The organism is Niabella insulisoli (genome assembly GCF_039652435.2).
GTDB classification, from domain to species: Bacteria; Bacteroidota; Bacteroidia; order Chitinophagales; family Chitinophagaceae; genus Niabella; species Niabella insulamsoli.
Genome location: NZ_CP190246.1, coordinates 1193893 through 1215253, shown reverse-complemented (window position 1 = coordinate 1215253; position 21361 = coordinate 1193893). Strand labels below are relative to the sequence as shown.

The following is a 21361-nucleotide window of genomic DNA, read 5'->3' as shown; positions in this document are numbered from 1 at the left end:
TACTATGCGCTTTTATAAATATGCTTCGTTGCTGTTGACTGTTTTTTTTGTTTGGATAAATTTGATCCATGCTCAAAAAAAATTGGTACTGGCATCCGAAAACGCAGGCCCTGTCATCAGCGCCTCCCATCCGGATGTCATCGCCAGTGGCAATCGCTCCGGATTTGAAACCGGCCAGGTGATCAAAATGGGCAATACCTATCATATGTTCGTTAATGAAATGTTTGAACGGCCGCACCGCGACATGAGGATTGCTTATTGGACCAGCGATGATGCGGTGCATTGGAAGCGTCAAAAAACAGTGGTACCCAGCATTCCGGGAAGAACGGCCACTAACCCGCGAGCCGAAGTTTGGGTAAATGCGGTGGTTTTTAATGAAGAGGAGAATGCGTGGAATATTTTCTATGTAGCCTATCGCGGCGGCGATAGCACGAAAGGTGAAATCGCGGGCAATGATTACCAGGGACGGATCTGGCGCGCGATGTCGGTAGTAAAAGGGCGCGATGGCATTGCGGGGCCTTACGCGGATATGGGCATCGTGCTCGAACCGGGAAAAGACAGCCAGTCCTGGGAAGGGCAACAAGCCGTTGCGTCTTTTTTTCCTTATAAAGCAGGAAACACCTGGTATGCAATGTATGATGGGCATAATCATCTGCCCAAAGGAGGCTGGCCAACGGGTATGGCATTTTCTAAAAAATTATCGGGGCCGTGGACACGCATGCCTGAAGGATTTAACCCCTTAAAAGTGGTGGATGAATTTATGGAAAACGCAATCGTTTATCCGATGCAGAACGGAAAATTCATGATGATTTTTGATGCTTTTGGCGATCAGGAAATTGGGTATAGTTTGTCGGACGATGGCGTTAATTGGGGTAAAGAGCAACGCATAAAAATTCAAACGAAAAATATCTGGGCTGAGCCGGGCGACCATTCGATGCGCACGCCGCTCTGCGCCATTGAAGAAAGCGATGGGCGGCTAACGGTCATCTACACCGCGTTGACGCTAAAAGACAATAAAAAGTTTTACGCTGTTGGTAAATGCTCACTGGTTTGGGAATAGGATGATCTTTTGGATATGACTTTGTTCCCCGACAGACAAATTTTGGCAACCATTAACCAGCAACATCTGCTTGGATATGCGTCAATGAGTAACAACTATTGTCTAGCCTGGACATAATCTACAAATTTGTTCAATGTCAAAATACGTTCTCTAAATTCCGGCGGAAAGCTCGTCAGGTAAGGCTTTGGAACAACAAGGCAAACGTCATACTTATACATTTCCTCAAGTTGATTTTTTGAGATTCCTTATTGAAGAGTGAAAAGATGTTTGGTTTTTACTCTGTCTGCTTCATTTAAAACCTGCCTCCAACGGTCTTTGCACGTTGTCTTTGATGCAAGCACTATTAATTTAGTCTCATCAAATTTCGGGTTCGAGTATGCCTCAACATTAGGGAATAAAAAGTCAGGTTTCTTGTTATCCTCCGTTACCGCTTGTGTAGCATAAGCAAGTTCGAATGTTGAAAATACTTCTGCCAAATGGTGCTCCAACGATTTTCCTGCTCTTGATTTTCGTCTATTAAGAATTGTATTAGCCGTTTCTACAAGTTCTTCAACTGTAGCAAATGGTGTTTGGATGCGTTGCGAATAGCGCTCGTTTTCAAGTGCCTTGAACAATTGAAATTCTGCATTAAGCCATCCTAAAATTTCTTTGTCAGGGTTTGCCTGAATTGCGTCACGTTATACAACGCTTCGTTTCGAGCATTACTAATTTATCCATCGCTCCATTTTGGCAGCAGCAATCTTATCATCTGTATGCGCTTCAATCGTCAGTATATAATCAGTTCTATCCCAATCAGTATCCCTATGAAATGCTACAAACTCTTTTGCCCACCAAATAAAAGTCGCTATATCTTCCCTTGAATCTCCTGAATAATAACGTTTTTGGCCTGCGAGATAGGAAATATCAGCTAAAGTTTCTAACAATTTGTTATCCATAATTCTAAAATTTAAACCGCTCTTCGTTATGATATTTTAAAAACTCAACATCTGGTAAAAATCTTGATGGAAGAATTATTTTTCGACTATCAAACTTCCCAAAGAAATCATAAGATTGCTCACCTTTTTGCTTCAATATTTGAGGTGATACCTTGATTGTATAATCAGGTGTTATCGTAATAAATCCGGCCTCGAATGCTTTGTCGTGAAGTGCGTTTAGTGCGATTCCATTTCTTGGATTTAATCTGTTCTTTTCATCAACTCCCCAGGGACGAATATGTCCAGCAATTAAAAATTCTATCTGATTTATTCCAGTAATACAACAGGTATTATTGTAAGCTGCCAAAATTGAACTTCTGAAAAAGGATTGATTAACCCTAGCCATCACGATTTGCTCTCTCACTTTTCCTTCTTTTGGCAAATCCTCTTCAGGTATATGATTTAATTGTTCAACAGTCGTATGTTCAAATTGAGCCAACAATTTCTCACTTTCGTACGGTAAAGTATCCCAATGATTGAAAAACTCATTCCAAATTTCATTATCCAACTTACTTACATTAGAAGCACCTTTTATTCCTTTGGCCTTTAGACTTGGGTCAAGACTCGCGAAGTTTACCAACTTAAAGGCAACCGAACTTGGAGTACGAGTTATTAAATTGGCAAGATTTATAACATCTGGATTCAAACGATGTAAACGCCCAAACGGCAGTTTACAATACAAGTTGATAACTAGTATGAGTTCTTCTCTCGTCCATAGTTTTTGCCCACGTTTCATTGACCGTCTAATATTATAAGGTTAGAAGTAAACAAAACTTTTATAGTTTTGTACGATTGCCGGTACTTCGTATGGCTTGCATATTTTTTCGCCTTTGTCCTTTTGTCAAGACATCCATATGATAAAATTAGTCAATTGCACAAACTGCACCGTAAAACTGTATTATGAACTGTATAATCATATAGTTTAAAAAATGCACTGAAAACTTTCAATATCCCTCCATTTTATAAAATTGGAACACGAACCCCGATCACATTCAGCATTACTTCCTATTCCGAACGCAAAGAAAGTCCGGCTTTTTTCAAGCCCTTCCCCGTTATGGTTAATTTCATGTCGCCCGCTTCTTTCGTGGACTGTACCAGTACCACAAGTTTTCCGCCAAATGTTTTCATCGCCGGTAATTGAAATGGCTCCAAAGAAGTGGCATCACCGTTGCAGGCAGCTTTAAATTTTCCTTTTCCCTGCACGCTGAATTGCAACGGCACAGCTGCGGTCGGACAAGGGTTCCCGTTTTTATCCACTACTGAAACCGTAACAAAACTAATATCATCTCCATCGGCCTGAATTATTTTCCGGTCGGTTTCTAGCTTTAACGCAAAAGGTTTCCCTGACGTATGCATAGTTTTTTCAGCCGCGGGTTTTCCGTTTTTGTCAAATGCCACTACCTTAATGGTTCCGGGTTCGTACTTCACATCCATCCACATCAACCGATAACGATGTTGTGGCGAACTGTTATTCTTTTTTTGCACGCCCATACTTTTTCCGTTCACAAACAATTCGGCGCTGTCATAACTTGTGTAAACAAATACAGGCGTCGTCTCCCCTTCCCTGCCCTCCCAGTTCCAATGCGGCAGGATATGCAGGGTAGCCTCTTTTTTATTCCACCTACTACGATATAAATAATAGCGGTCTTTGGGAAGGCCCGCCAAATCATTGATGCCGAAATAAGAGCTTCGCGAAGGCCACCGATCATCATAGGGCGTTGGCTCTCCCAGATAATCAAATCCCGTCCATACAAACTCGCCGATTACCCAGGGCTTATCATCCTGTAACACAAAATCATCATCGGGCAAATTGGACCAGCTGCAATATTCCAAATCATAAGACGAGCATTGAAGATCGTCGTATTGCTTTTGCGCAGCCTTGACTACCGGAAATTTATAAATACCGCGGGAACTCACGGTAGATGCCGTTTCGGAACCTAATAAAAACCCTTGTGGAAATGTTTTATAGGCTTCTTCATACAACGGCAGGCGATAGTTTAGGCCGGGCATATCGAGCACTGCTCCAAAGCCGTATTTCATCGCATTTTGTACCTGGTCCATTCCTACCGTCACGGGCCTCGTCGGGTCTTCACGATGAAAAATATCCTGAATTCTTTTGGCGCGTTTTGCACCCACATAATCGCGCTGATCGGGCACTTCATTGCCGGCGCTCCACATAACAATACAAGGGTGATTGCGCGTAGCCCTCACCAGGTTAACCACATCTTTTTCCATATCAGTTTCGAAAAAGCGGTTGTAACCGTTCTTAACCTTCGGCCTTGCCCATTCATCAAAACTTTCCGCAAGAAACATAAAACCCATTTCATCACAGAGTTCCAGCTGTTCAAAAGATGGCATATTATGCGCACTGCGAATGGCATCGCAGCCCATGTCTTTTAAAATTTCCAATTGTCGCCGCAGCGCAGCTTTATTGACCGCCGCGCCCAATGGGCCCAGATCGTGATGCAGGCAAACGCCTTTAAACTTCCGTGTTACGCCATTTAATTGAAATCCTTTTTCAGGCGTATAACTGATAGACCGAACGCCAAACTTTTGGGTTACCTGATCTTTCAATACACCATTAACATACAACCGCGAAACGGCTTTATAAAGAACCGGGGTCTCGGGGCTCCATAGTTTGGGATGTGCAATCGCCAACCGCTGTTCCAACTGGTGATTGATGATTTGATACGCAGTATCGGAAGCTACTTTTTTACCGGACTTATCAAAAATATCCGTGATCAACGATCCGCTCTCAGCCACAACTTTCGTGGCAACCTTTACCGCAGCAACTTTTTCGGAGACAAACGGAGTCGTAACAGTAGTACCCCACATATCAATGCTTTCTTTATTTTTTATAATCAAAGACACATTGCGATATAAGCCTGCACCGGGATACCATCGGGAAGACTCGCCTTTGTTATTTAATTGAACAGCCAGCAGATTTTGACTGTCAGGTTTAAGTTCTTTGGAAATATCAATATAAAAATAACTGTAGCCATAATTCCATTGGCCTACAAGTTTTCCATTTAAAAATACTTTGGGCTCGCTCATGGCGCCTTCAAAAAGCAACAGCGCTTCTTTGTCAGGCTCAAATGCAGGCGCGTTGAAGGCATAGCGATACCAGCCTTCGCCAATATAGGGCAGTGAACCCGTGCGGCCGGTTTTTTCTGTGGCAACCTTCTCACCATTCTGCTCGATGGCCACTACCTGTTTATCTATCTCTTTATCGAAAGGCCCGCTGATGGCCCAATCATGCGGCACCGATACCGTTTGCCATTTACTATCATCAAAATCATTGCCGGCAGCATTGGCAAACGATCCTTTTGCAAACCGCCAGCCTTCATTCAAAACCGTTACGGTGCGCTGTTGAGCGGAAAGCGGCATCCCACAAATGAGCAAAGAACAAAAGGAAAAAAAGAAGAACCTCATACCGACATGCAATTTTTTCATTTCGGAAAGATACTTTAACTGATAAAAACACTGCTCAAATTATTTGATTTGGGTACGCTGGAAGCAGTATTATTTACAGTTCCATTTTTATTTAAGATATTGTTTCAAGGAGCATTTGTCTAAACCTTTCAGGCCCTCCACAACCTTCGCTGCATTCAATTGCGAGCCTTCCCTGTTGGGGTGTGTATGGTCTTTCGGGAAAAATTTGTCCACTGCCTTTTCGCCCATTTTGTCGTATTCGTCGGCGATGAGGTTATTTAAATCAATAAAAAATGCTCCTGTTTCTGCCGCTATCTGTTTGGCCCACAAGCCATAATCCTGGTCACCGCGACGGGCTTTACCTTCTTTAAAATTATTTCGGGGCACCGGCGAACAGATAATCGGAATTGCCCCCTTTGCCCTGGCTTCGTTCACGTATTTTCTCATGTAATGGCCATAGGAGTAAACGGTTTCATTCATCTTCCTGATGGGATTATATATATCCTTACTTTCCTTTCCAATACCCCTGATCGTTCCCCGTGCACGCGCTGTGTCGTCCAGAGGTGAGGCGTCATTATGCCCAAATTGCATGATAACAAAATCCCCTTTTTTCAAGGTTTTCAAAATCGCGTCCCATCTGCCGTCGGTGATAAACGTACGGCTGCTGCGGCCGCCGATGGCATGGTTTTGAACATCAATTCTCGCCGTATCGAAATATACGTCGATCAAACTGCCCCAGCCCCACAACTGGTCAGCGCCTTTCCCACTGCCATTCTTTACTGTTGAATCTCCGATAATATACAACACCGGCTTTTCTTTTAAAAATTTAAACGCCGTGAGCGCCAGACTACAAATGATCAAATAAATCAAGGAACGTTTCATATTTACTTTTATATTTTTTTAATATCAATTAAAGATTCTCTTTAGTGTTCCGCATGAACAGTGTCAGCGCTATGTTGCTGCAGCTGTTTGAATTCGCTCGCTGAAATTGTAAAGACCGTACCGTGCCTCACTCCCTTAGGCATGATTATTTTAGGAGAAATATCTTCCCAATGTTGCAGGTCTGTTGATTGTATGGCTCCGTACCGATGATCGCGGTACTTATCAAAATATACGATCCACTTTGTACCTTTTTTTAAAACAGTCGGCCCTTCCGCCCAATAATCGCCGGTAATGGGCGCGGAAAGCGTACCATAATTTTTATAAAGCTGTTTACTGGTTGCTATTCTGATGTTTTTTTGCGCCTGCGGCAACTTTCTTTCATCTTTTATAAACATGAAGTGTTTATCCCCGTGCTGCTTTATGGTCGCGTCAATAACCGTAAATCCCGGATTGTACAATATTTGCGGTTTGGTAAATTTTTTAAAATCAGGCGTCAAAACAAAATACATGCGATGGTTATACTTTCCATCGCCAGAGGCGTCTGTTTCGGGAAATTTTCCCGGAACCGTTGTTGCCCAGTAGATCATATATTCTTTGGTGCGGGGGTCATAATTTATTTCAGGAGCCCAGCAGTTTAGGGCATTCTCATTTTCCATCAAAGGAATATATTGTTGTTCGCTCCAGTGAATCAGGTCTTGCGAAGAAGCATAGCCAATACCTTTTTCGTTCCAGCTTACCGTCCAAACCATGTGAAAGCGGCCGTCAGCGCCACGTATCACGCAAGGGTCGCGCATCAATTTATCTTTTCCTGCCGTCGGCTTGAGAAAAGACTGATCATTGTTCAGGCTTTGCCATTCGTAGCCATCGTGACTAAAGGCAAGGTGAAGGCCATCCTGTCCATTGTCTTTAAAATAAGAAAAAATATAAACCGAATCGGCCTGCGCCGCCAGGTCCAGTGACAGCCACATCAAACCAATTATAAAAATACTTTTCATTGTCAAGCGATTATTTTCTATGGGCGTTTTAATTTTATCAGGACAGGTTGATCCCGGTCGCAGTAAATGTCTCCATCGTCGTAAACGAGTGCTGCTACCTGAATAACGCTGCGTTTTTCTTCAAAGCTCCCCCTGGCCGCAGGCTGTATCGAATTCCTTCCCGGATGTGTGAAATAAAATATAAAAGCTTTTCCGTTGTTGACTAACACGTCACAATGGCCTCCAATCGCCTGGTCATCCTTGCCCTTGCCCGGTGCTTCCAGAATGCGATTTTCCTGCTTTTCCCAGTGCAGCAAATCTGACGAATGCCAGATCTCAAGCCCCTTCCAGGCATCAACAATCATGAAATATTTCTCCTGCCACCAAAATACTTTGGGGCCTTCGCCGCGGGCATTGATAGCTTTCCCTTTATCTGTCCAATGAAACAGATCTTCGCTATCCGCGTAATAAATCGATTTTTTATCGCTTTCATTATTGTACCACATACGCCAAGTCCCTTCTTTAGTCTGAATTACCGTAGCATCAATTACTTTGTGATTACCAAGTGGCAAAACGCTTTCGAATGACCAGTTGAACAAATCGCGACTGGTGAGATGAACGATCTCGCGCGGATGGCTCCAGTTTTCAAAAGTGCCGGGTACATAGGTCAGATACATATGATACAACCCCTTATGCTCGATGATATCGGGCGCCCAAAAGGTGTAACCAACATCGGGCCTGTAATTAATATTTGCAGTATCGAGGTAGGTCCAGTTTTGGCCATCTGCGCTCTCTGCGATACCGATGCGCGTACCATGTACCCATTTTACGGTTGTGTCTACAATCGAAGCGCGGCGGTTGGTGTAGAACATCCACCATTTCTTTTTTTGCTTGTTGTAAATAACCACAGGATCGGCAGCGCCATGATAAACCGGATCATCGAAAAGCGGTTTGGGAGCAGCTTTTTGAGCGCCTGCCTGAAACGCTAATAGTAACAAAATGGCCGCTGAGATAAAATAGTTCATAGTTTTATTTTAACGGCGTTAATGTAACAGGGCCCTTCAGACCGGAGGGCAAAGGCTGCCAATGCGCGGCGCTAAACAAGCCGTTTTTAACATTCTCCGCTTTCCTGGCCGGCATATTTGTGTTATAAAATATTTTCCACGGCTGATGGTTCCTGTCCATGTAAATTATGCGGTTTGCCATAAGATTGGCAACAATAATCTCCAATTGATTCTTTTGCTTAAATGCTGCAGCCGGAATAGCGGTTTTAAAAGTTGGGCCAGTCAAAGTGGCGATTTTTTTACCATTTAATACAACCTCCGCCGTCGCCTGAAGCGCTCCCAAATCCAGCAGGTAATTTTTTGCAGCGCCCGGCCGGTCAAAGGCAATGGTGTATTTTCCAATGCCCGAAAATTGTTGATAACCTTCGCCTTTTAACTCGGTCCAATAAACCGGCGCTTCCAACAGCTGCGGATTGGGCAACACCGGACCGCCCTCTAAAAATTCCAGCTTCCAGGTTCCTTTTAAAGCAACAGGCGCTCCCAGTTTTTCCTGGTAAGGAAATGGCGCACCGCTGATTTTTTTATCGTAAGATTGAAAGATCAAACTTGCATACGGCTGCAGTTGCGCCCAAACTTCAAGATGGCCATCAGCTGTCTGTCTGGTTTTTGCCAGGCCTTTCGCATCGCTTGCGGGATCGAATATCGCAACAACTTCGGCAGTATCAGCCAACCTGATCCATTCTTCCACTTCCTTGTCAGACCGGTTATTGATAAAGTAAATATGTCCTCCCGAATTTTTTCTGCGCAGGGTATAAACCGAACCGTCGTCTGCCTTTTCTTTACGCGCATGGGCCTGCTTCATCAGGCGCTCCAAATCATCGGCTATCACCACGGTTCCTTTTCCGAGCGTTATCGGGCCGGACGCCGCTGATTTTTCTTTCGAAAACGCTGCCAAAAGATCAACCAACCGTTTCCTTCGGTCTTCGAGGTTGGCGTAGCCCGGCACATCTTGGGGCAGTGATTTATACACTAAAAGTGTGGCCCCCTGCTTTACCAATTGTATTAATTTAGCAAAAGAAACATCAGAGATCAACTTATTACCCGGTAACATGAGAGCTTTATAACCATTGCCAGCCGAAAAGACCTGGCCATTTCGAAATGTAAACTGCTGTAGCTGCCTGTCTGAGAAAAAATCAAAGCTATATCCTTTTTCAACCATTTGATGAGAAACCTGTTCAAAGTCAGTGTTCACAAAATTCCGTTCCATCCCATCGAAATGCTGCAGCAGTGTATTGCCCGGCTGCGCGTATCGGTCAACGATCGGATAATATAATAAAATATCATTATCGGGTTGGCCGCTTTGCAGAAAGGATTGCACTCTTGCGACATATTTATTTAATGCGTGGAAGTGACGCCACTGTGGATTTTCGGGTTGAAAATGAACAGCAGCATAAAACAGCCATCCGGGCCATTTTGCTTCTTTGGGCGAGTATTCGGTTCCATGATAAAATATATGATTGACCCCTCCCAAAAAGTAAAGATCAAGCGCTTTTTTCACGTCGCCCCAGGAAGATAAAAAATGTTCATTGAGCCAGGTTGCGGCTTCGGCTGAAACAAGTTGTTTCCCGCTTACATTAGCGGCCGAAGTGGCAAACTTAAATCGGAGAATATCATTCCCTTCGGTTTCAGGAATATCGACCACACTGTATAAATCCAAAGTATTAGCAGGAGAACCATGGCTTTGATTACGCAGCATCGCTCCTTTGCTTTCGCCCCATTTTTTCCATTCCTTGGTAAAGTGTTCCAGTAAAAGTTCGTCAATTACCGAACGATAATCATAAACAATCCTGCTGTTCATCTCCGCGTTAGCTTTACCAAACAAAGCCGGTAGATGTTCGCGCAGGTCGTAGCCTCTCCGCCGTTTAAACTCGTCAAAAAATGCGGGCGTCCAATTGGCCTCGCCTCTCGCATCATCTACTTCATAAGAATCGTTAAAAAAAGAACGCAAGTAGCTAATGTCGTAGCCTTTAAAAGCCTCATCAAATTTTTTGAAATAATGTGCCGCAGCCGTTTTTGAAAAATGATCGATCGCATAACCTTCACCGCCGGGTGCGGCTCTTTCCACCATTTTTCCGTGTAGCCCTTCAAACATCGCATATAGCGTCCATTTTGCGGCTGTTGCCGGGGCTGTCCAGCGCAATTTTCCATTGGCATCCACTTTATCAACCAGGTTAACAGAACCTCCTTTATTGTCGTAGGCCATCAGCGCGATCAGCGGCAGCCTTCCGGGAAATTGTATTTGATCCAACGCCAGCTCCTGAAGGTTTTTATTAAGACGCAAAGGCCTTTTTACCTGGTTGATGTCTGCCTTCTTGTTATTGGCTGTGCGAACAAGCGCTTCCTGTTCAAAAAGAACCGGCTCACCGAGTTGCTGCCCGCCTTCTACCGTGTATGTTTTATGATACACAGTTTTACTGGCATCTTCGTCGGTTACCCAGGTGCCGCCAAAAGGCCATCCGGTTCCATTGGCAAGATCAACGCCCAAACCCAATCGCCGGCTTTCCTTCAGGGCATGAGAAAAAAGCTGCATCCAGCGGGGAGATAAAAAATCGACAAATTGCTGCTCTGCACCATGGATGCCATAGATCGGCGTGATTTCAACGCCGCCTAATCCCGCATCGCGATATTGCTGCAGGTTCCAGCTCAGGCCTTCCTCGTTAACCGCACTTCCTTCCCACCACCAGCGTGTCCAGGGCTTCTGCTGCTTTGTAATCGCAGGCCATTCAACCTGTGCTTCAACATTTTCGTTTATTAAAAAACTGAATGCACATGCAAATGCAATAATATTTTTAGGAGATAGGATACTTTTTTTTATTTCCACAATCGTTTCGTTTTTTTAAAGAATGTACGACAGGCATAATCTGCCTACAACCTTGCGCCTTAGGCGCATTCCAATAACAATAAAATTAAGCTTCTTCTGTAAACAGCAATCCTGATCTATCCTGTTCCATAAAAAATGCTGCCCGTTGCGACAGGCAGCATTTTATTTGATCGTTGACCCATGATCTTAGTATCCCGGATTTTGATATTGCGCAATCTGATCCGGGCTCATCGGCTTACCATCAATTTGCTGCGCAATGATTTGAAGGTAAGGAATGGGACGACGCTTATGATACTGCGCAAAAGAAGGACTGATATCTGCGTTATATAACTTCGTTCTTTCAAACAAAGTTTCTGTGCGCACCAGATCTTCCCAACGATAAAATTCACCACATAGTTCGCGTGTTCTTTCATTCAGCATAAAATGAATAAAACGGTCGGGCGTAGAAGTAACTGAAGGCGGATACAATTCGCTGGGAGCGTTTGTAGTAAACAAGTCTGCCGTGGCGAGGTTGGTAGCTTCTGTATTATTCAGGTTGTTAGGGCCACCCATAAACTGCCATATCTGAGGACTCCTGGCTTCATTGGCTTTATAAGCCGCTCTTCTTCTCAGCACATTGACATAGTTGAGCGCATTCGGATAATCGCCCTTGCGACCATAAGCTTCGGCCATGATCAGATAAGTTTCAGCCAGGCGCGCATAGGTTCCGTTCCTGATGCCCCTTGCTTCGTTATTAGTATTGGTTAAACGAATCGGGTCAGAAAATTTAATCATCGATAAATATTTATTTCCATTATAGTCAGAAGTAATAGCGCCGCCAGTAGTGGTTTGCTTATACCTTGTGAATACGGAATAGTAACGCATGGCAGCGATCTGCGAAGTCAGCAGGGGCCTGTCTATCGGATTGACGATAAACAACGCGGCGGTATCTCCCAGCATCACCCGAGGAAGGCCTACCAATGAAGGGTTGGGTGCATTCGCTGCCGTGAAAACAGGCAGCCCGTTGTTGGACGCCACATTTCTATAAAAAACCGTTTGAAATGTCTTAAAGAAACGGGAGTCGTTTATCTTATCGAAAATATCAATTGAATAATCAGTTGGCCTCAATCTTCTAAAGGGCCTGCCGTTAAAGAAATCGCGCGTCATGCCCGGCATACCGGCGTCGTATTGTGTTGGATAAAACAAATGTGTTTGATTGTTAGACCCGGCGAGGTTGAGGTTAGAACTAAATTGTGCAGCAAAAATAATTTCGTTGCTGGCATTGTTGGCGTCTATTTTTGCTTTGCTGCTTTGAGGCGGCGCGCCCACTTGTCCGAGAGGAGCAATTGTTCCGTCGGGATAAGCCGCGCTGAACAAGTTGCCAAAATCAGCTTCCAGCGCGTGGCCACTGTTGGCAATTACTTCGTTTGCAAAATAGATCGCGCTATCCATATCGGTGGATTTCTGTCCCCGCTGCTCCGTCACTGCGCTTCCTCTTGTCAAATACACTTTAGCTAAATAATGATACGCCATCGCTTTGGTAGCACGGCCTCGGTCGGCGCCGGTATAGCGCCAGGGCAGCGGGTTTGCAGCGGCCCTGAGGTCTGTAATAATCTGCGCGTACACATCCGCTTCGCTGGCACGCGGAAATTCGTATTGGGGCTGGACGGGAACCGTTAATACCAATGGCACGCCGCCCATCTGCTGCAACAGCTGAAAATAGTAGAAAGCCCTGAGCGCCTTTAACTCAGCAATCCTGATATCTTTTTTAGCCTGCGTTCCCAAAGTAAGAGAAGCCGGATCATCAAAAGCGGAGATCATTTCCACGCCCTGGTTGCACCGCCTGATACCTGCATAGTGATTGGTCCACATGGCGTCGACAAAAGCATCGTTAGAGTTGAGGTTCGCATCATAATCATTATAACGGACATTATTGAACTGGTCGCCTTCGCGAAATTCATCCGTTCCGAAGTTTGACATCGCGTAGGATTGCTCCCCGGTAAATTTCCATTGCAACGGCGCATAAGCAGATTTAACCAGATCCTCCAACCCTGCGTCAGTTTTATAATATTCTTCTGTCAACGTAGTTACCAGTTCTTCCTTGATAAACTTTTTACAGGAAGCAAAGAGTAGCGAAAACGCAGCTACTACAATACATTTTATATATATGGCTTTATTCTTCATTTTATTTCTTTTTAATGAGTTTTATAAATTACAGATCCGCTCTTACGCCAAATACATAGCTTCGGTAGTTATAAGAATTTGGCCCCACCTGGCTGGTCGTATTTCCCGGAAATTCGCGGTATGGCACCGTTTCAGGATCGTAATTTTTATCACCATTGTGAATTAATATCGGGTTAACCGCTGTTACATAAAATGCCAAGTTGTTCATCCGAAGCTTGGAGGTAAAATCTTTTGGTAACCGATAGGTTAAAGTAATATTCCGGATGCGGATGAAAGTAGCTTTACGGTAGGTAAGCGCCTCCCAATACAAAGGAATATCACTGGTTTGAGTGGGCTGCTGATAATCGTTGGTTGGATTGGACGGCGTCCAATAGTTCACCCAGGGCGACTGGTAGCGGCCCACCAGGCCCGGGCGCGGCACCCGGTACAAACCACCCACACGGAAATAAGCCAGGAAGTTCAAATCGAAATTCTTATAAGAAAAAGTGTTATTGATACTTGCAATAAAGTCGGGGTTGTGTGATCCAAGGATCACCTTGTCTGCCGGGCTGAAAGTAGAGTCGCCATTAGCGTCATAAATCTTGATGCGCCCCGGCTGAAACTGTGCGTTCGTTCTGCCATTTTTAGGCCAGTAAACGGATGACAAAATGCCGCCGGCTGCAGTATCGCTATACTGGAATATACCCTCTTTCTGATAACTCCAATACACCTGCAAAGGCTGATCGAGCAGCCACAGGTTGGCGAAGTTGCTGTTGCCCGAGCCGTCGATATCTACGATTTTCTCTTTGTTTTTAGAGAACATAAAATCGGTGCTCCATCTAAACTTATCGCTCACAATATTTTGAGTACTTAAAGAAATTTCAATACCGCGGTTGTTTACTTTTCCTAAATTAAAATACACGCTCGACACACCATTGGCGGTTGGAATTGACTTTAGCTGTAGCTGATCGGTGGTCGTTGCGTTATACAGATCGATAGTTCCGGTAATTCTGTTATTAAGCAACCCAAATTCAATACCCAAGTTGGTGGTCGTTGTTTTTTCCCAAGTAAGATCGGGTGTTGGAAAAGTCGTTGGCGCCGAGCCGATCGCAGCCACTCCATTGCCCCAGTTATAGTTGGTAAAGCCAAGCGGGCCGGCCGTTTGATAAGGATCGATAGATGCATTACCCACTTTACCAATACCCACTCTCAGCTTTCCGGAACTGAACACCTGCTGATTGTTGAAAAATGCTTCCCGGTCCATTTGCCAGGCGAGTGATGCTGAAGGAAACCAAGCGCCCTTATTATTTTCAGAAAGCACCGATGAATTATCGTAACGATTGCTCAGTGTAACCAGGTATTTGCTTCTGAAACCATATTCTACGCGGCCCATATAAGACAAATATTGCGAAGCAGAAAAGGTACCTGAACCCGTCACCGTTGCGTCTGTATTTCTTTGCAGGGAATACCATTTTTGAGATTCAAAAATCAGGTTGTTGGCACTCATCGTTAACGAAGATGCGCGGTTCAAGCTTTGCAGCTCATGTAATAAAGTAACATTGATCGAGTGGTCGGATTTGATCGTCGTGTTATAAGTCAGGATATTATCAAAAACCCAGGACGATGACCTGTTCTCGGTTTGGCTTGCGTTGGCAGGGCTTCCCAGGCGGATAGAAGATTGTGCACCGTTGAAAGTTCCGCGGGTTGAATTGCGGATATCCGCGCCAAACATCGCCCTGTATTTAAATCCCTTAAACAGCGTCACTTCTGCATAAACATTACCAAACACGCGATTGGCCTTAGTTTCATCAAACACAGTATTTCTATCGTTGATGGCGCTCACGATCTGCTGATCCCTGTTGGGAAACAACACCCAGTTGCCCGCAGAATCATAAGGCGTTACCAAAGGAATCATGCCGGAGGCGTTTCCAAAAGAGCTTGTACTGGAATTAGTGATGCTGTGGATATAATTAATAGAAGTTCCAAAGTTGAGCACTTTATTGGGCCTGAAATCTACCGAGTTGCCGATGGAGTAGCGCGTATAATCCTGCCCAAATTCAATCCCCTTTTGTTTGAAATACCCGGCATTCAGCGACGAACGGATTTTATCACTGCCGCCCGTTACCGAAATACTATGATTATCGGTGCTTCCTCTTCTCAATCCTACCTCATTCTGCCAGTCAAAACTTTTAACCATGGAAGGGTCATACATATCAATGCTATCCAGTTGGGAGGTGATACCCAGCCCTTGCAACAAGGCGCGCTCCTCGGCGGTTGTCGCTCTTTTGCGCGCCCGGAAAATGTTATTTGCCGGATCATACACATCCCAGGTGTAAGCATCTTTAATAGAATTCCATTGTTCCAAAGAACCAAACCGCGTCCAGAACAAAGCAATATCATTTTGCGCGGTGGGGTAATAATATAAAGGATTTGTCGACGAAGCGGTTCCGCGGTTTGCGGTATATTGCCTGTCTGCAAAAAATGCCTGCCTCCATGCATCGGCGATCCCTGCGCCATCGAATATGGGTAAGGGCCTTATAATTTCTTCAACCGATTTACTTCCCATATAAGTGACACTCACTTTCCCGGCCTTGCCTTTTCGGGTGGTTATCTGCACCACGCCATTGGCGCCACGAACACCATAAATAGCTGTTGCGGAGGCGTCTTTCAGGATATCAACTGATTCGATGTCTGCCGGGTTCATATCATCGATCGTATAACTTACCGGAAATCCGTCCACAACATATAACGGTTCATTGCTCGCACTCAGCGACCGGTTACCGCGAATACGGATGGTACTTCCCTGGCCCGGCCTGAAGCTATTGGGCGTGGCAACAACACCACTCACCCGGCCCTGCAAAGCTTGCGTTAAGTTAGTAGTCGGCACCGTTCTTAGGTCTTCGCCGCTCACCGAGGCAATCGCGCCCGTCACATCGCTCCTTTTACGGGTTCCGTAGCCTACCACCACTACCTGGTCCATCTCAGAAGCATTCTGCTTTAGCGTAATATTGAGCTGCGTTTCCAATACTGCAACCTCCTGGGTTTGATAACCCACGTTCGACACTACGAGTACCGAATTGAGCGGAGCATTGATGCTAAAAATCCCCTGCTCATTAGTGGCAACAGCAAGGGAAGATCCCTGCAATTGTATGGAAGCGCCATTCAAAGGTTTGCCCGTTTCGTCGACAACAACGCCTGTTATAAGGGGTGTTTGCTGCGCAGTTGCAATAACAGGCGCGAGGGAAAAGGCAATAGCCCACAACACCAGCAGCCAACAAAAAATTTTGCTTTCTTTCATCAGTTTATTTTTTAGGTTTTTTAATGGTCTAATGGAACTTACCAGGTATAAAATTTTCATACACCATTTTGATAAAAATGAAAATTTTATAATGAACGTTTCATCAGTTTATTTTTTAGATTTTTTAATGGTTTGAAATCTCTCCGGGATAGATCGGTGAATCCTACTTTTTTTGTGCAGGAAACTTAGCATGCAAGCTTCTCCTACCGAAGGGCTGTAGCCAGCTTCGCTTCATATGACTTTTGGTTTAATAAGTGAATCGTTAGAAATACAAGTGTAATTTAAAGCATCCCGTAAGGCCAACCATCCTGACCCATCCTGCTCTCCGAATTTTTTTTCCTAACCCGCCTTTGTCTGAAAAATCTCAGCGCGTAGGTATTCATCATCCGTTAAGGCATTTGCACGGCGCTGTCGTTTATTTCAAAAGGGTGTTTTTGCAACAGGCGATACATTTCGGCCCCGGCAAGCAATACCGGCCCATAACCGTGAGCGGCGAAATTATTGACCGGCCGATAATAATAAAACGCCGGATCAAAACCCATGCCCGTGCCCACGCAGGTTCCTGCAACCTGGCCTTCCTGCGTAACTTTTGTGCTCACTGCATTCCACGCCAGGATGGCCATAGGGCCATACGCTTTTGAATCGACCCAGCCTTTATTGATCGCACGCGCTACACAATACGCGTAAATAGCCGTGGCGGAGGTTTCCAGGTAAGAATCGTTCTTATCTAAGAGCTGATGCCAAAAGCCTGTTTTATCCTGTAGCCGCGCTAAACCCGCCGCGTGCTTTTGCAGCATCTCCAACACATAGCCTCTCCCCGGATGTTGTTCAGGCAGGGCATCAAGCATTTCAATTTTTGTCATCAGCGCCCAGCCATTAGCGCGCGCCCAGTGAAACTGCGGATGGGGATTCATGTCCTGAACCCATCCATGCATATACAAATTGTTATCATTGTTAAACATACGACCCGAAAAGAGTTGATATTGCTTCACCGCTTCGTCAAAATATTGTTGCTGCCCGGTTAATTGTCCCATTTGCACAATGGCAGGCAAACTCATATACAAATCGTCGAGCCAGATCGTATTCGGCAGCGGCCGGTTGCGGGCCAGTGTCCCGTCTTTCAGCCGAAATTCTTTATTCATAATATAATCGATAAAATTATCGACCAATGGACGCACCGCCTTACTATCTGCTCCACGGCGCATCGCCTTAATCATCGACGCACAAAGCGCTCCAGCATCATCCAGTGCGTGAGGAAACATGACGCGGCGAACCGGGCCGGCCAGCCGGCTATCCAGCTTCGCGACCGACCGATAATGCGCCACCAGGTTGCCCAAAAAATTAACACGATCGAGCGTGTACTTCGTAAATTTTTCGTCGCCGGTGGATGCTCCCGCCTCCAACATGCCCGTATATGTTACGCCCCACTCATAACTGATTAAGCGAAAATCGGCTTTGCTAAAAACCGCATTGCTGTCCGCTTTTGAAACATCCTGCAGGGGTTGAAAGCTTCCTTTATCCATGAGGCCTGCAGGCGTTACACGCTGCAAATAATTATAGACTCTGTCCAGAACAGCTTTTACTTTTTCCTTATCCACTTCTCCGTATGGCACCTCATAATCGGGCTTGGTCAGATGCAGCGGCATATTAGCGTCAGTTCCCTGCCCGGTTACATATTGCCCATTCGCTACAAACCCGGTTGCAAAACAACCAACTAAAAGAATAATGTTTTTCACTTGATACGTAAGCATAATCAGAAGGATTTATAACAAAATTGAAAGCGCCAGCTATGGCATGCAAAATACCTGCTTTAGCGGAATGGAAACTGGCGAATGATCGGCGTTGGTGTCCATAATATCTGCCATATAAGCCCACCAACGCTGCATTACAGGCTGCGCCGGAAGCTCCTCCATAGAACAACCATCCGCTAATTTTAACACGCCAAAAAGATCATTGGCGCTTTCGTCAAGAAAGATCGCATAGTCGCTTATGCCTGTTTGCTGTAAAAGCGTTACCAACTCGGGCCAGATTTCGTCATGTCGCTTTTGATACTCGGCGGCGTAACCTTCGCGCAATTTCATTTTGAAAGCAATTCGTTGCATGCTGTCGGATGTTTGATACAAAAAGCGCAACTCTCATATGGCACATAAAAGTTGCAATTCCCAATAAAAATAAAGGGGATATGTCAGTATCGCATCCTGATCTATCCTGTTATATGTCTATTTATTTCGCGGGAAGAAAAGGAAAGTCTTCGTTTTCAACATGAGCGTCCTTCATAATGGCAGCTATTTTCTTAACGATATCAGGATGGGCGGCGGCTATATTATTTTGCTCTGACGGATCGTTGACAAGGTTATATAGTTCGATCGCCGCGTCAGGATTTTCCATAACGCCGAGGCGAACGCCTTTCCAGTTATCTAAACGAACGGCCTGCTTGCCTCCCTGTTCATGAAACTCCCAATACAGGTAGGTATGTTTTTTTTGTGGCGACTTACCGAGCAGCTCAGGTACAAAGGAAATTCCGTCCACACCCGTAGGCTGATCAGCCCCCGCCAACTCGGCAAAAGTGGGCAGCAGGTCCCAGAACGCGCCCACATATGCGGATTGGCTTCCGGCACGAATTCGGCCCGGCCACCATGCAATCAACGGCGTCCTGATCCCGCCTTCATACAAATCTCTTTTAATCCCTTTCAAACCTCCGCTGCTGTTAAAAAACTCCGGATCATTTCCACCCTCTGCATGAGGCCCGTTGTCGCTGGCAAACAAAATAATCGTATTGCTTCCCAGGCCCAATTGCTCGATCTCCGCTTTAATTTGTCCGACGTAAGCATCTAATTTGCCCACCATGGCCGCATAGGCGGCATGAGGATAGGCCTGGGGTTGATAGCCCTTTCCTGTCCAGTTTGGCGGAACAGGAACGGGCTTTTCATTAAATAATTTCCGGTAATAAGTAAACAACGAATCGTTTTCGGGCAGCTGCAGCGCAGCATGAGGCAGGGTGTAAGAAAGAAAGAGAAAGAAGGGCTTCCTGCTGTGGTCTTTAATAAATTGCTGCGCCTGGTTTTGTATCAAGTCGGCCGCATAGTCATTTTGCTGCTGCGAGGTATTCTGCAATTTTATTTTTTTATCATTCTGCCACAAATAATCAGGAAAATAGTTGTGGGCTAACGATTGACAATTGTACCCGTAAAAAGCATCAAAACCCTGCTTGTTGGGATCGCCGGTTGTACCCACAAAGCCCATTCCCCATTTCCCAAAATCACCTGTTGCATAGCCCGCGTCCTTCAACACCTCCGCTATTGTCAGGGAGTTTTGCGGTAGGGGCCACTGCCCTTCCGGCGGCGTAGCCTTGTTACCTCGAATAGGCGCATGGCCTGTGTGCAAGCCGGTCATCAAAGTGGCGCGGGATGGCGCACACACCGGAGAGCCTGTATAAAACTGGCTCATCATCATCCCTTCTTTGGCAAGCTGATCCAAATGGGGCGTTGCTATTTTTTGTTGGCCATACACGCCCAAATCTCCAACACCCAAATCGTCGGCCAGAATAAAAATGATATTCGGCGGCTGCTTTTGCTGCGCGACGGAGGCAGCATAGCTGAGCAAAAGCAAAGTCGTAACAAGTCCTATTTTCCTAACAGTCATACCGGCATTATTTATTTTCAATCGTTGGTATTACAAGAATGGGAATCTGCGCTTCGTGCAAAATTCTTACCGACGTTTCGCCAGCTAATAAACGCGCGAAACCACTGCGATGATGCGATCCCACGACAATCATACCCGCCTTTTGTTCCCGCGCATAATTAATCACTTCATCTTCTACCGCGCCGATCAAAACTTCGGCTTTTACCATACCTGCCGGCAACCCGGATATTATTTTGTCGAGCCTCTCCTGCGCAGTATTTTTATGAACCTCAATGAGATCCAGTTCATTAGGCAAAACGGCTGTTTCCATGCCAGACAGAGGATCCACAATATTGGTAGCCACGTAGTTTCCCATGGGCGCCACCACATGAACCAGGTGTAATTTGGAGCCGAATTTTTCCGCCATTTCCATTGCCTTTTCTACCACGAGTTCCGTTTGATCCTGCAAATCGAGTGCTGCAATAATATTTTCCATAGTTTTTTGTTTAGAGATAAATTTCTATTTTGATAAAAATAAAGCGATACACTTTTATAAAACTACTACTTTGAAACAAGAAAAAGAAGTTTGGTTAAGCGGTGTTATAATTGAGGGCATTACACCACTATTGCAACCTGTCGCCCATGCATTGTTGCAAGCGGCCAGAGAGATTCGATCCATGATGAGTGGCTTTGAGGCATCTGCGCTCTGGCAGCAACCGGCCGGGTGCGCTTCGCCGGGTTTTCATTTACTACATATTCGCGGCGTATTGGACAGGCTTTTAACCTACGCCGAAAACAAAACGCTTACAGAAGATCAGTTCATTTATTTGAAGCAGGAAACCGATACGCAAACTTCGACCCACGAAACCTTAGTGGATCAATGTATTCAGCAAATTTCAGAAACGGTCGAACGATTGAAAAATTTTAAAGAAGACGACCTCGTCCTGGAAAGAAAAGTGGGCCGTGCACAATTGCCATCAACGGTGATAGGTTTATGCACCCACGCGGCAGAGCATACGATGCGCCATGTGGGGCAACTGCTCGTCACGATTCGATTATTGCACCACAAACGATAAGAACCTATGAAATGAAA

The 21361-nt window shown here is 45.2% G+C and carries 15 protein-coding genes and 1 pseudogene; 2 read left to right on the top strand and 14 right to left on the bottom strand.

Translation table 11 applies throughout. The annotated features are described in order from the left end of the window. Positions 1–4 precede the first annotated feature (4 nt). The gene (locus tag ABDK00_RS05220; protein ID WP_346238818.1) at positions 5–1060 is read left to right on the top strand and encodes a hypothetical protein; all 1056 of its coding nucleotides are present in this window, start codon (positions 5–7) and stop codon (positions 1058–1060) included. Between the two features lie 95 nt (positions 1061–1155). Here the strand turns inward: ABDK00_RS05220 and ABDK00_RS05215 are convergent. The 14 genes and pseudogenes from ABDK00_RS05215 to ABDK00_RS05150 all read right to left on the bottom strand — a co-directional run bounded on the left by ABDK00_RS05215 (position 1156) and on the right by ABDK00_RS05150 (position 20764). After that, a pseudogene (locus ABDK00_RS05215) lies at positions 1156–1674 on the bottom strand (type II restriction endonuclease). 90 nt (positions 1675–1764) lie between these two features. Beyond that, positions 1765–1995 carry a hypothetical protein gene (locus tag ABDK00_RS05210; protein ID WP_346238817.1) on the bottom strand — a complete coding sequence of 77 codons (231 nt, stop codon included), beginning with the start codon at positions 1993–1995 and terminating at the stop codon, positions 1765–1767. Positions 1996–1999: 4 nt separating this feature from the next. After that, positions 2000–2770 carry an HNH endonuclease gene (locus tag ABDK00_RS05205; protein ID WP_346238816.1) on the bottom strand — a complete coding sequence of 257 codons (771 nt, stop codon included), beginning with the start codon at positions 2768–2770 and terminating at the stop codon, positions 2000–2002. A gap of 269 nt (positions 2771–3039) precedes the next feature. Continuing rightward, positions 3040–5487: a DUF4982 domain-containing protein gene (locus ABDK00_RS05200; RefSeq protein WP_346238815.1), complete on the bottom strand. Its 2448-nt coding sequence runs from the start codon at positions 5485–5487 to the stop codon at positions 3040–3042. An 87-nt stretch (positions 5488–5574) separates the two neighbouring features. Beyond that, positions 5575–6348: a rhamnogalacturonan acetylesterase gene (locus ABDK00_RS05195; RefSeq protein WP_346238814.1), complete on the bottom strand. Its 774-nt coding sequence runs from the start codon at positions 6346–6348 to the stop codon at positions 5575–5577. A 41-nt stretch (positions 6349–6389) separates the two neighbouring features. Continuing rightward, positions 6390–7343 (bottom strand): glycoside hydrolase family 43 protein, encoded by a 954-nt coding sequence (locus tag ABDK00_RS05190; RefSeq protein ID WP_346238813.1) that lies wholly within the window; start codon positions 7341–7343, stop codon positions 6390–6392. Positions 7344–7360: 17 nt separating this feature from the next. Further along, entirely contained in the window at positions 7361–8347 is a 987-nt protein-coding gene (locus ABDK00_RS05185; RefSeq protein WP_346238812.1) for a family 43 glycosylhydrolase, read from the bottom strand. Positions 8348–8351: 4 nt separating this feature from the next. After that, positions 8352–11207 carry a glycosyl hydrolase gene (locus ABDK00_RS05180; RefSeq protein ID WP_346238811.1) on the bottom strand — a complete coding sequence of 952 codons (2856 nt, stop codon included), beginning with the start codon at positions 11205–11207 and terminating at the stop codon, positions 8352–8354. 186 nt (positions 11208–11393) lie between these two features. Then, a complete protein-coding gene (locus ABDK00_RS05175) occupies positions 11394–13370 on the bottom strand; it encodes a RagB/SusD family nutrient uptake outer membrane protein (protein WP_346238810.1) in 1977 nt (658 codons plus the stop codon). A gap of 28 nt (positions 13371–13398) precedes the next feature. Further along, entirely contained in the window at positions 13399–16647 is a 3249-nt protein-coding gene (locus ABDK00_RS05170; protein ID WP_346238809.1) for a TonB-dependent receptor, read from the bottom strand. A 389-nt stretch (positions 16648–17036) separates the two neighbouring features. Continuing rightward, positions 17037–18398 (bottom strand): glycoside hydrolase family 88 protein, encoded by a 1362-nt coding sequence (locus ABDK00_RS05165; protein ID WP_346238808.1) that lies wholly within the window; start codon positions 18396–18398, stop codon positions 17037–17039. A 36-nt stretch (positions 18399–18434) separates the two neighbouring features. Continuing rightward, a complete protein-coding gene (rhaM, locus tag ABDK00_RS05160) occupies positions 18435–18749 on the bottom strand; it encodes an L-rhamnose mutarotase (RefSeq protein WP_346238807.1) in 315 nt (104 codons plus the stop codon). 121 nt (positions 18750–18870) lie between these two features. Further along, positions 18871–20289, bottom strand: coding sequence for an arylsulfatase (locus ABDK00_RS05155; protein WP_346238806.1), 1419 nt, complete (start codon positions 20287–20289; stop codon positions 18871–18873). Positions 20290–20296: 7 nt separating this feature from the next. Further along, positions 20297–20764 carry a universal stress protein gene (locus tag ABDK00_RS05150; RefSeq protein ID WP_346238804.1) on the bottom strand — a complete coding sequence of 156 codons (468 nt, stop codon included), beginning with the start codon at positions 20762–20764 and terminating at the stop codon, positions 20297–20299. A gap of 70 nt (positions 20765–20834) precedes the next feature. Here ABDK00_RS05150 and ABDK00_RS05145 point away from each other — a divergent pair, with 70 nt between their 5' ends. Next, on the top strand, positions 20835–21344 hold the full coding sequence (locus ABDK00_RS05145; protein ID WP_346238803.1) for a DinB family protein: 510 nt from the start codon (positions 20835–20837) through the stop codon (positions 21342–21344). Positions 21345–21361 lie beyond the last annotated feature (17 nt).

Excerpts from the sequence above, each read along its gene's own strand:
- ABDK00_RS05220 (WP_346238818.1), top strand. The coding sequence starts at position 5 with ATGCGCTTTTATAAATATGCTTCGTTGCTGTTGACTGTTTTTTTTGTT.
- ABDK00_RS05210 (WP_346238817.1), bottom strand. The coding sequence starts at position 1,995 with ATGGATAACAAATTGTTAGAAACTTTAGCTGATATTTCCTATCTCGCA.
- ABDK00_RS05205 (WP_346238816.1), bottom strand. The coding sequence starts at position 2,770 with ATGAAACGTGGGCAAAAACTATGGACGAGAGAAGAACTCATACTAGTT.
- ABDK00_RS05200 (WP_346238815.1), bottom strand. The coding sequence starts at position 5,487 with ATGAAAAAATTGCATGTCGGTATGAGGTTCTTCTTTTTTTCCTTTTGT.
- ABDK00_RS05195 (WP_346238814.1), bottom strand. The coding sequence starts at position 6,348 with ATGAAACGTTCCTTGATTTATTTGATCATTTGTAGTCTGGCGCTCACG.
- ABDK00_RS05190 (WP_346238813.1), bottom strand. The coding sequence starts at position 7,343 with ATGAAAAGTATTTTTATAATTGGTTTGATGTGGCTGTCACTGGACCTG.
- ABDK00_RS05185 (WP_346238812.1), bottom strand. The coding sequence starts at position 8,347 with ATGAACTATTTTATCTCAGCGGCCATTTTGTTACTATTAGCGTTTCAG.
- ABDK00_RS05175 (WP_346238810.1), bottom strand. The coding sequence starts at position 13,370 with ATGAAGAATAAAGCCATATATATAAAATGTATTGTAGTAGCTGCGTTT.
- ABDK00_RS05170 (WP_346238809.1), bottom strand. The coding sequence starts at position 16,647 with ATGAAAGAAAGCAAAATTTTTTGTTGGCTGCTGGTGTTGTGGGCTATT.
- ABDK00_RS05165 (WP_346238808.1), bottom strand. The coding sequence starts at position 18,398 with ATGCTTACGTATCAAGTGAAAAACATTATTCTTTTAGTTGGTTGTTTT.
- rhaM (WP_346238807.1), bottom strand. The coding sequence starts at position 18,749 with ATGCAACGAATTGCTTTCAAAATGAAATTGCGCGAAGGTTACGCCGCC.
- ABDK00_RS05155 (WP_346238806.1), bottom strand. The coding sequence starts at position 20,289 with ATGACTGTTAGGAAAATAGGACTTGTTACGACTTTGCTTTTGCTCAGC.
- ABDK00_RS05150 (WP_346238804.1), bottom strand. The coding sequence starts at position 20,764 with ATGGAAAATATTATTGCAGCACTCGATTTGCAGGATCAAACGGAACTC.